The 8,900-nt window shown below is 75.6% G+C and carries 9 protein-coding genes; 5 read left to right on the top strand and 4 right to left on the bottom strand.

Going from position 1 to position 8,900, the window contains the following annotated elements; genetic code table 11:
- Positions 1–518: 518 nt before the first annotated feature.
- The gene (locus PV343_RS38300) at positions 519–875 is read left to right on the top strand and encodes a cupin domain-containing protein (protein WP_020943652.1); all 357 of its coding nucleotides are present in this window, start codon (positions 519–521) and stop codon (positions 873–875) included.
- Positions 876–949: 74 nt separating this feature from the next.
- On the opposite strand, the gene PV343_RS38295 is transcribed toward PV343_RS38300, so the two are convergent.
- The 3 genes from PV343_RS38295 to PV343_RS38285 all read right to left on the bottom strand — a co-directional run bounded on the left by PV343_RS38295 (position 950) and on the right by PV343_RS38285 (position 4,503).
- A complete protein-coding gene (locus tag PV343_RS38295; RefSeq protein WP_319151664.1) occupies positions 950–1,924 on the bottom strand; it encodes a pyridoxal-phosphate dependent enzyme in 975 nt (324 codons plus the stop codon).
- Positions 1,925–2,275: 351 nt separating this feature from the next.
- The gene (locus tag PV343_RS38290; protein WP_319151663.1) at positions 2,276–3,649 is read right to left on the bottom strand and encodes a vWA domain-containing protein; all 1,374 of its coding nucleotides are present in this window, start codon (positions 3,647–3,649) and stop codon (positions 2,276–2,278) included.
- Positions 3,646–4,503, bottom strand: a complete 858-nt coding sequence (locus PV343_RS38285) for an AAA family ATPase (protein ID WP_319151662.1) — start codon at positions 4,501–4,503, stop codon at positions 3,646–3,648. The genes PV343_RS38290 and PV343_RS38285 overlap by 4 nt, the downstream gene beginning before the upstream one ends.
- 154 nt (positions 4,504–4,657) lie before the next feature.
- Here PV343_RS38285 and PV343_RS38280 point away from each other — a divergent pair, with 154 nt between their 5' ends.
- The 4 genes from PV343_RS38280 (at position 4,658) to PV343_RS38265 (ending at position 7,625) form a co-directional block, all read left to right on the top strand.
- Positions 4,658–5,230 carry a TetR/AcrR family transcriptional regulator gene (locus PV343_RS38280; protein WP_319151661.1) on the top strand — a complete coding sequence of 191 codons (573 nt, stop codon included), beginning with the start codon at positions 4,658–4,660 and terminating at the stop codon, positions 5,228–5,230.
- Between the two features lie 105 nt (positions 5,231–5,335).
- Positions 5,336–6,016 carry an ABC transporter permease gene (locus tag PV343_RS38275; protein ID WP_319151660.1) on the top strand — a complete coding sequence of 227 codons (681 nt, stop codon included), beginning with the start codon at positions 5,336–5,338 and terminating at the stop codon, positions 6,014–6,016.
- Positions 6,013–6,684, top strand: coding sequence for an ABC transporter permease (locus tag PV343_RS38270; protein WP_319151659.1), 672 nt, complete (start codon positions 6,013–6,015; stop codon positions 6,682–6,684). The genes PV343_RS38275 and PV343_RS38270 overlap by 4 nt, the downstream gene beginning before the upstream one ends.
- Positions 6,681–7,625, top strand: a complete 945-nt coding sequence (locus PV343_RS38265; protein ID WP_319151658.1) for an ABC transporter substrate-binding protein — start codon at positions 6,681–6,683, stop codon at positions 7,623–7,625. Before PV343_RS38270 ends, PV343_RS38265 begins: the two co-directional genes overlap by 4 nt.
- Before the next feature lie 98 nt (positions 7,626–7,723).
- On the opposite strand, the gene PV343_RS38260 is transcribed toward PV343_RS38265, so the two are convergent.
- Positions 7,724–8,878 carry an ABC transporter ATP-binding protein gene (locus PV343_RS38260; protein ID WP_319151657.1) on the bottom strand — a complete coding sequence of 385 codons (1,155 nt, stop codon included), beginning with the start codon at positions 8,876–8,878 and terminating at the stop codon, positions 7,724–7,726.
- Positions 8,879–8,900: the final 22 nt, after the last annotated feature.

Raw genomic sequence — 8,900 nt, 5'->3', positions numbered from 1 at the left:
GGACGGGCGTCGTCGGAACGAGCGTCGGCCGTCGGGCGCGAGCCGGGACGGGTGTCGTCGGAACGAGCGTCGGTGGTCGCCCGCGAGCCGGGACGGGCGTCGTCGGAACGAGCGTCGGCCGTCGGACGCGAGCCGGGACGGGTGTCGTCGGAACGAGCATCGGTGGTCGGACGCGAGCCTGGACGGGCGTCGTCGGAGAGGGCGTCGGTGGTCGGACGTGGGCCTGGACGGGCGTCGTCGGAGAGGGCGTCGGTGGTCGGACGTGGGCGGCCGGGACGGCGGCGGCTGGACGAACATGGGCATGCCGATACCGGCCGCGGCGGTGCCCCGTGCCGGCGGCGCGCCCGCCGTCAGGCGCAGTTCACCCGGGATTCCCCCGAATGGCGGCACCGGCAGGCCGGACCGACGATGGAGCCGTGGGGTACGGCCGCCGCCGCGAGCGCCGGTGCCGTCCGAGGCCGCCGGGGGACGGAGGCCTACCCCGGCCGCGGTGAGCGGCCGGAAGGGAGGACACCGTCATGCTGGAAGTGAAGACGGTCGACAAGCCGGACGAACGGCGTGACTTCCCCCGCGGCCATCTCGAAGCCCTCCACCTGACCGGGCTCGACTTCGCGGTGGGCACGTTCGAACCGGGCTGGCGATGGTCGGAGTCCGTGGGACCGATCGCGGGCACCGCCAGCTGCATGGTCCACCACAACGGCTACGTGGTGCAGGGGCGGATGCACCTGCGCATGGACGACGGCGGCGAGGGCGAGGTCGGCCCAGGCGACGTCTTCGTGTGTCCGCCCGGCCACGACGCCTGGGTGGTGGGGGACGAGCAGGTGGTGCTGTACGACTTCGCCGGCACCATGGCCAACGAGTACGCCAAAAGCTAGCCGTCGGGAGCCGGCGAACCCCGTTCACGATCACCACCGGGCCGCACCGAGGGCGCGGCCCGGTGCCGCGTCCGTCAGCGCTCCTCCGTGCGGGTCCCCGCCTCCGCGTACGCGACGGCCTCCGCGTGGCCGAACAGCCCGGGCAGGCCGCCGGTGTGCACGAACACGGTCCGCTCGCCGGGGCGTACGTCACCGTCCCGGACCGCCGCGATCAGGCCGGCCAGGGCCCGGCCGGTGTAGACGGGGTCGAGGACGATCCCCTCGGTCCGCGCGGCCAGCCGGAGCGCCTGCGCCGCCGGCCCGGTCAGCGTCGCGTACCCGGCGCCCACCTGGTCCCGGCGCACCCGCAGCCCGTCGGCGGTGACTCCGCCGTCGACGTGCGGGGCCGCGAACTCCCGTACCGCGGCCGCCGGATCGGCCAGTGCGCCGACGTCGACGCCGAGGACCGTCTCCGCGCCGAGGGCGGCGACGAGACCGGCCATGGTGCCGCCCGAGCCCAGGGCCACCACCACCGTCCGCAGGCCGGGCACCTGTGCGCGCAGCTCCTCGCCGCAGCGCACGTAGCCCCGCGCGCCCAGCGCGCTGGACCCGCCGAACGGGATCAGCGCGGGCCGGGCCCCGGACGCGCGCAGCCGCTCGCACACCTCGGCCGCCGCCGCGTCCAGGCCCGCCCGGTCCACGTCGCCCGCCCACACCAGCCGTGCCCCCAGCAGGCCGTCGAGGGCGAGGTTCCCGGACCGTGATTCGCCCGGTGAGCCGCGCAGCACGAGGACGGCGGCCAGCCCCAGCCGGGCGGCGGCCGCGGCCGTCAGCCGGGCGTGGTTGCTCTGCGGGGCGCCCGTGGTCACGAGCGTGTCCGCGCCCTCGGCCAGCGCCGCGCCCACGGTCCATTCCAGCTTGCGGATCTTGTTCCCGCCGCCGCCCACCCCCGTCAGGTCGTCCCGCTTGACCCACAGGTCCTCCGGGCCGAGCCCGATCGCGGCGGCGAGCCGGGGCGCCGGTTCGGCGGGGGTGGGGAAGGTGGCGAGCTGCACGGGCGGGTGGCTCATGGGGTACGTCCTCGGGTGCGGGCGGATGCCGGGCGCGAAGGGCGGCCGGCCGGTGCCCAGTCGATCACGCGGTCCCGCAGGGCGTCACGCCGTCCCGCCCGGGGGGCACGCCGTCCCACCCGGGGGGCACGCCGGCCCGCACGGTGTCACGCGGTCCCGCAGGGCGTCACGCCGTCCCGCCCGGGGGGCACGCCGTCCCACCCGGGGGGCACGCCGGCCCGCACGGTGTCACGCGGTCCCGCAGGGCGTCACGCCGTCCCGCCCGGGCGTCACGCCGGCCCGCACGGCGTCACACCGGCCCGCAGGGCGTCACGCCGTACCGCGCGGTGTCTCACGCCGGCCCGCACGGCGTCACACCGGCAGCAGCCGGGCCACCAGGGCGCCGAGCTGCCGGGCCGTGCGGCACTCGTGCATCTCCACCAGCCCGGCGTAGTCGGGCGCCGCCGAGTCGCCGGTGCCCCACTGGGCGCGCGGCTCGGGATTGAGCCAGTACACCCGCCGGGCGCGACTGGCGAGTTCGCGGACGGCGGGCAGGTTCGGGTCGCTCATGTTGGTGCGGGCGTCCCCGAGCACGAACACCGTCGTCCGGGGGCCGACCACGGCGCCCCACCGCTCGGTGAACTCGCCCAGGGCGACGCCGTAGTCGCTGCTGCCGTGCCAGCCGGTGAGCGTCGCCTCGGCGCGGATCCGGGCGCCAAGACCGTCCGGGTCCGCCCGACCGCGCCCGAGCAGCCCGGTCACCTCGTCCAGGCGGTTGACGAAGGCGAACACCCGGACCTTGCTGAACTGGTCGTGCAGCGCCTGCACCAGCAGCATCGTGAAGTCCGAGAACCCGGACACCGACCCCGACACGTCGCACAGCAGGACCAGTTCGGGCCGGGCGGGACGGCGTCTGCGCAGCACCGGCCGCATCGGCACCCCGCCCGTCGACAGCGAAGAGCGCACGGTGCGCCGCAGGTCGACGGTGCCGCGGGCGGCCCGGCGGCGGCGCGCGGCGAGGCGGGTCGCCAGCTTGCGCGCCAGCGGCTGGACGGTCCGGCGCAGTTCGGCGAGCTGGTCCCGGCCCGCGTAGAGGAAGTCCACCCGGTCGGCGGTCGGGGCGACGGCCCGCCGGGCGATCTCGTCCCGACCGCGCCGCTCGGCGACCCGGCGCCGCGCGTCCGCCCCGACCAGCCGCCGGAACTCCTCGATCCGGCGCCGGATCTCGTCGTCCAGCAGCCGGTCCGCGAACCCCGCGCCCCCGTCCCGGGCCCGTACGTCCGCCCGCACCCGGGCCAGCAGGGTCTGCGGCCGGATCCGGTCCAGGGTCTGGTACGCCGACCAGCCGTCCGCACCGGACGAGCCGCCGTAGCCGCCGAAGCCGTCGACGGCCTCCGCCGCCAGTGCGGCCAGCAGCGACGGGTCGTCGGCGGCCAGGGCCGCGGCCAGCCGGTCGCGCAGATCCTCCCGGTCGGCGCCCCGGACGTCGCCCCGGACGTCGGCGGCGCCGACCGGAGCGCCGACCCCGCGCGGGAAGTACAGGTCGAAGACCGGGTCGAACACCGCGCGCTGCGCGGCGCCGTGCAGCAATGTGGCGGCCAGGCCCTCGCGCAGCAGCTCGCGGTCGGCGAAGCCCAGTTCGCGCGCGGCGAGCGCCGCGTCCACGGTCTCGCCGGTGCCGATGCGCACACCGTGCGCGCGCAGGGCGCCCACCAGGCCCGTGATCCGCCCGTCGACACCGGTCACAGCGCGTCCAGGTCGAGTTTCGCGGCGGCCCTCTGCACGTCCTCCTGGTGCTTGAGGAGTACGCCGAGGGTGTCCCGGACGACCGACTCGTCCAGCGCGCCGGCCCCGAGGGCGAGCAGGGTGCGCGCCCAGTCGACGGTCTCCGCGACGGACGGCGCCTTGCGCAGGTCCATCGCGCGCAGCGCGCCGACCACCCGGACCACCGAGGCGGCCAGCGCCTCGTCGAGGTCCGGCACCTTCAGCCCTACGATGCGCCGCTCCAGCTCCTCCTCGGGGAAGCCGATGTGCAGGAACAGGCAGCGGCGGCGCAGCGCCTCGGACAGCTCGCGGCCCGCGTTGGAGGTGAGGACGACGAAGGGGCGGCGGGTCGCGGTGATCGTGCCCAGTTCGGGGACGGTCACCTGGAAGTCGCTGAGCACCTCCAGCAGCAGCCCCTCCATCTCGACGTCGGCCTTGTCGATCTCGTCGATCAGGAGCACGGTCGGCTCGTCGCCGCGGATCGCGGTGAGCAGCGGGCGGGGGAGCAGGAACTCCTCGCCGAAGATGTCGGTGCGGGTCTCGTCCCAGCTCTCGTCGCGGCCCGCGCTGATGCGCAGCAGCTGCTTGGCGTGGTTCCACTCGTACAGCGCGCGCGACTCGTCGACGCCCTCGTAGCACTGGAGCCGTACCAGGCGGGCCCCGGCGACCTCGGCGACGGCCTTGGCCAGCTCGGTCTTGCCGACCCCGGCCGGGCCCTCCACCAGGAGCGGCTTGCCGAGCCGGGCGGCGAGGAAGGCGGTGGTGGCGACGGCGGGCGAGGCCAGGTAGCCGGTTCCGGCGAGCCGGGCGGAGACGTCGTCGACGGATGAGAACAACGGGGCCTCCGGCGGGATCGGGTGATGGGTCCGGTCACTATCTAAGCGCTTGTTCAGCGGTCTTGTCACGGGATTCCGGGGGCTTTCGAGGCCGCCCCGCAGGGGGTGCGGACCGGTCGGTTTCCTTCCGTCCGCGGCGCGGTAGCCTCGGCGTATGACCACCACGGACAAGGCGTCCCCCCGGGACCGGCTGCTCGACGCCGCCGCCCAGCTCGTCTACCGCGAGGGCGTGTCCGTCGGCGTCGAGGCGCTGTGCCGGGCCGCCGGTGTCTCCAAGCGGTCGATGTACCAGCTCTTCGGCGGCAAGGACGAGATGCTGGCCGCGAGCCTGGAACGGCAGATCCCCTGGTACGAGGCCCGGCTGGCGCCCCCGAACCCCGACGCCGGCACACCCCGGGAGCGGATCCTGCACGTCTTCGAGCAGGTGGAGCAGGCGTCCGCCGACCCCGGCTACCTCGGCTGCCCCTACCTCGCCGTGCTGGTGGAGCTGAAGGACCCCGAGCACCCCGCGAGCGAGGTCGCCCGGACGGTCAAGGCACGCCTGGAACACGGCCTGCGCACCCAGGCCGAACTCGGCGGCGCCCGCGACCCCGGGCTGCTCGCCCGCCAGCTCATGCTGGTCTTCGACGGCGCCAGCGCCCGCGCCGGCGCCCGGGTGGAGCACCTCGACGACGGCCTCACCACGACGACGGTGACCGCCCTGCTGGACGCCGCCGGGATGCGCTAGGCCCCGTCGCGGGGCGGCCGGGACCGCGGGCACGGCCCGGCACCGGCCCCCCGGAAGACCCAGTCCACCGTGCGGAGCCGCCCGGCCGCCCGGTGGAATGGACGGGTGATCGCGACCCCGCACGACTGCCTCGCGCGCAACGAGTGGATCTGCGGCGCCTACCTGAGCACCCGCCGCCGCATCCTGCTCGACGCGGTCGTCCAGCACGTGCAGCTCACGGCGGTCTCGGTGCTCATCGGCCTCGCGCTCGCCGTGCCGCTCGCGGTGCTGGCCCGCCGCCTGCCGCCGGCGTCGGGCCCCGTCCTCGCCGTGACGACGGTCCTCTACACCATCCCCTCGCTGGCGATGTTCTCCCTGCTGCTGCCGCTCTACGGGCTCTCGGCCGGCCTCGTCGTCGCCGGACTGGTGCTGTACTCGCTCACCCTGCTGGTGCGCAACATCCTCGCCGGGCTGCGCGCCGTCCCGGAGGAGACCCGGCAGGCCGCGCGCGGCCTCGGCTACGGCGCGGTCCGGCTGCTGCTCACCGTCGAACTGCCCCTCGCGCTGCCCGCCGCCATGGCCGGCCTGCGCATCGCCACCGTCTCCGCGGTCTCCCTCGTCACCGTCGGCGCGATCGTCGGCTTCGGCGGCCTGGGGAACCTGATCTACGCCGGCATGAACAGCTACTTCAAGGCACAGGTGCTCACCGCGTCCGTGCTGTGCGTGGTGATCGCCGTCGCCGCCGACCTGCTCCTGCTGGGCGTGCAGCGGCTGATCACCCCCTGGACCCGGGCGGCCCGCGCGTGACCACCCTCGGCGCCGCCCGGGACTGGCTCACCGACCCCGCCCACTGGTCCGGCGACGACGGCATCCGGCACCGGCTGCTCCAGCACCTGCTGCTCGTCGCCGTGTGCCTCGCCGTGAGCTGCCTGATCGCGCTGCCCGTCGCGCTGGTCCTCGGCCACCTCGGCAGGGGCGGCGCGCTCGCCGTCAACGTCTCCAACGCCGGCCGGGCCGTCCCCACCTTCGCCGTCCTGGTCCTGCTCCTGCTGACCCCGGTCGGCCGGTGGGGTGAGGGGCCCGCCGTGGTCGCCCTGGTGCTGTTCGCCGTGCCGCCCCTGCTCACCAACGCCTACGTCGGCATGCGCGAGGTCGACCGCAGCGTCGTGCGGGCGGCCCGGGGCATGGGGATGACCGGACGGCAGACGCTGTTCCGCGTCGAACTGCCCCTGGCCCGCCCCATGATCCTCACCGGGGTGCGCACCGCCGCCGTCCAGCTCGTCGCCACCGCCACCATCGCCGCGCTCGCGGGCGGCGGCGGACTCGGCCGGATCATCACCGCGGGATTCAACCTGGCCAGCACGCCCCAGGTGGTCGCCGGCGCGCTCCTCGTCGCGGTGTTCGCGCTGCTCGTCGAGGGCGTCTTCGCGGCCGCCGAACGCCTGGCGGCGACCCGGCCCGGGAGGGGCCGGTGAGCCGCCGCACCGCCCTGACGCTGTGCGCGCTCCTCACCCTCGCCGGCTGCGCCACCGGCCCGTCCCTGGAACACCGGGACGCCGTCACCGCACCGCCCGGCGACAGCCGCCACCTGACCATCGGCTCGGCCGGCTTCACCGAGAGCGACCTGCTCGCCCAGATGTACGCCCAGCTCCTGAACCGGGCCGGCTACCGGACGTCGATCCTGACCGTCGCCAACCGGGAGCTGTACGAACCGGCCCTGGAGTCGGGCCGGATCGACGTCGTGCCCGAGTACGCGGCCACCTTCGCCGACTGGCTGAACGCCAAGGAGCACGGCCCCCGCGCCCGTCCGGTCGGCTCACCCGACCTCGGCACCACCATGAAGGCGCTGCGCGAACTGGCGGCGCCCCGCGGCCTCACCGTCCTGCCCCCGGGCCGGGCCGTGGACCAGAACGCCTTCGCGGTGAGCGCCGCCTACGCCCGGCGGCACCGGCTGCGGACCCTCAGCGACCTCGGCGCCGCGCGCCTGCCGGTACGGCTCGCCGCGGGCGACGAGTGTGTGCAACGGCCGTACTGCGCACCAGGACTCAAGAAGGTGTACGGCATCGACGTCGCCCACGTCGACCCCAAGGGCGTCGGCACCACCCAGGCCAAGCGCGCCGTGCAGGACGGCCGGGACGACATGCTGCTGGCCACCACCACGGACGCCACGCTCGACGGCTTCGGCCTGGTCCTGCTCGCCGACGACCGGCACCTGCAGAACGCCGACCATGTGGTCGCGGTGGTCAACCGCGCCCGCGCCGGGGGCCCCGGCGTGGCCAGGGCGCTCGGCCGGCTCGACTCCGTCCTGACCACCGCCGACCTGACGGACCTCAACCGGCAGGTGGACAGCTGGCGCAGACTCCCGGCCGACGTGGCCCGCGCCTACCTGGAGAAGCGGGGCCTGCTGGGCCGGTGAGCCTCACGCTCCCGCCACGACCTCACGCGCCCGTCACGACCTCACGCGCCCGTCACGACCTCACGCGCCCGTCACGACCTCACGCGCCCGTCACGACCTCACGCGCCCGCCACCGACTCGAACGGCACCTGCCCCCGCGCCACGCCCCGCGCGTCCGCGTCCACCGACCGGCGCAGCGTCTCGTGCAGCTTCGCCGGGGTCAGCACCCCCAGGAACCGTGCCCCGTCCAGCACCGCCACCCATCCGGCGTCGTACTGGAGCATCACCCCGAACGCCTGCTTCAGCGGCGCGCCCACCGGCACCCACGCCGTCATCCGGTGCGCCCGGTCACCGACCGTGCCGCCCGCGGCCAGATCGTCGGCGCCGACCCAGCCGTGCAGGTCGCCGCGCGCGTCGAGGACGACCGCCCACCGGGCGCCCTCCGCCCGCAGCCGCTCCGCGGCCCGCCCGGCGGGCTCGTCCGGGCGGGCCACCGGCGGCTGCTCCAGGTCGTCCGGCTGGATCTCGGTGACCGACAGCCGCTTCAACCCGCGGTCCGCGCCCACGAACCCGGCGACGTACGGCGTGGCGGGCGCCCCCAGCACCGCCCCCGGCGTGTCGAACTGTTCCACGCGGCCCTGCCCGTACACGGCGATGCGGTCGCCGAGCCGGACCGCCTCCTCGATGTCGTGCGTGACCAGCAGCACCGTCCTGGGCGCCGCCGACTGCATGCGCAGGAACTCGTCCTGGAGCTGCTCGCGCACCACCGGGTCGACCGCCCCGAAGGGCTCGTCCATCAGCAGCACCGGCGGATCGGCGGCGAGCGCCCGGGCCACGCCCACCCGCTGCCGCTGTCCGCCCGACAGCTGGTCCGGGTAGCGCGGCCCGTACGTCTTCGGGTCCAGGCCCACCAGGTCCAGCAGCTCCGCCGCCCGGGCCCGCGCCCTCGCCCGCTTCCAGCCGAGCAGCGCCGGCACGGTCGCCGTGTTGTCCAGCACCGTGCGGTGCGGGAAGAGGCCGCCTTGCTGGATGACGTACCCGATCCGGCGGCGCAGCCGCACCGGGTCGACGCGCGCGACGTCCTCGCCGTTCACCAGGACCCGGCCCGAGGTCGGCTCGACCAGCCGGTTCACCATCATCATGGTCGTCGTCTTGCCGCAGCCGGAGGGGCCCACCAGCGTGACCAGCTCACCCTCGGACACCTCGAAGGAGAGGTCGTCCACGGCCGTCGTACCGTCCGGGAACCGCTTGGTGACCTGCTCGAACCGGATCATGGACCCACGCTAACCGGGGCGG

Origin of the sequence: Streptomyces sp. WI03-4A (assembly GCF_033792105.1) — a bacterium.
Classification (GTDB): domain Bacteria; phylum Actinomycetota; class Actinomycetes; order Streptomycetales; family Streptomycetaceae; genus Streptomyces; species Streptomyces collinus_A.
This window is presented reverse-complemented; position numbering and strand designations above follow the sequence as displayed.

What these genes read in the sequence shown, in the direction of transcription:
- PV343_RS38280 (WP_319151661.1), top strand. Translation starts at nt 4,658, where the DNA reads ATGACCACCACGGACAAGGCGTCCCCCCGGGACCGGCTGCTCGACGCC.
- PV343_RS38300 (WP_020943652.1), top strand. Translation starts at nt 519, where the DNA reads ATGCTGGAAGTGAAGACGGTCGACAAGCCGGACGAACGGCGTGACTTC.
- PV343_RS38260 (WP_319151657.1), bottom strand. Translation starts at nt 8,878, where the DNA reads ATGATCCGGTTCGAGCAGGTCACCAAGCGGTTCCCGGACGGTACGACG.
- PV343_RS38295 (WP_319151664.1), bottom strand. Translation starts at nt 1,924, where the DNA reads ATGAGCCACCCGCCCGTGCAGCTCGCCACCTTCCCCACCCCCGCCGAA.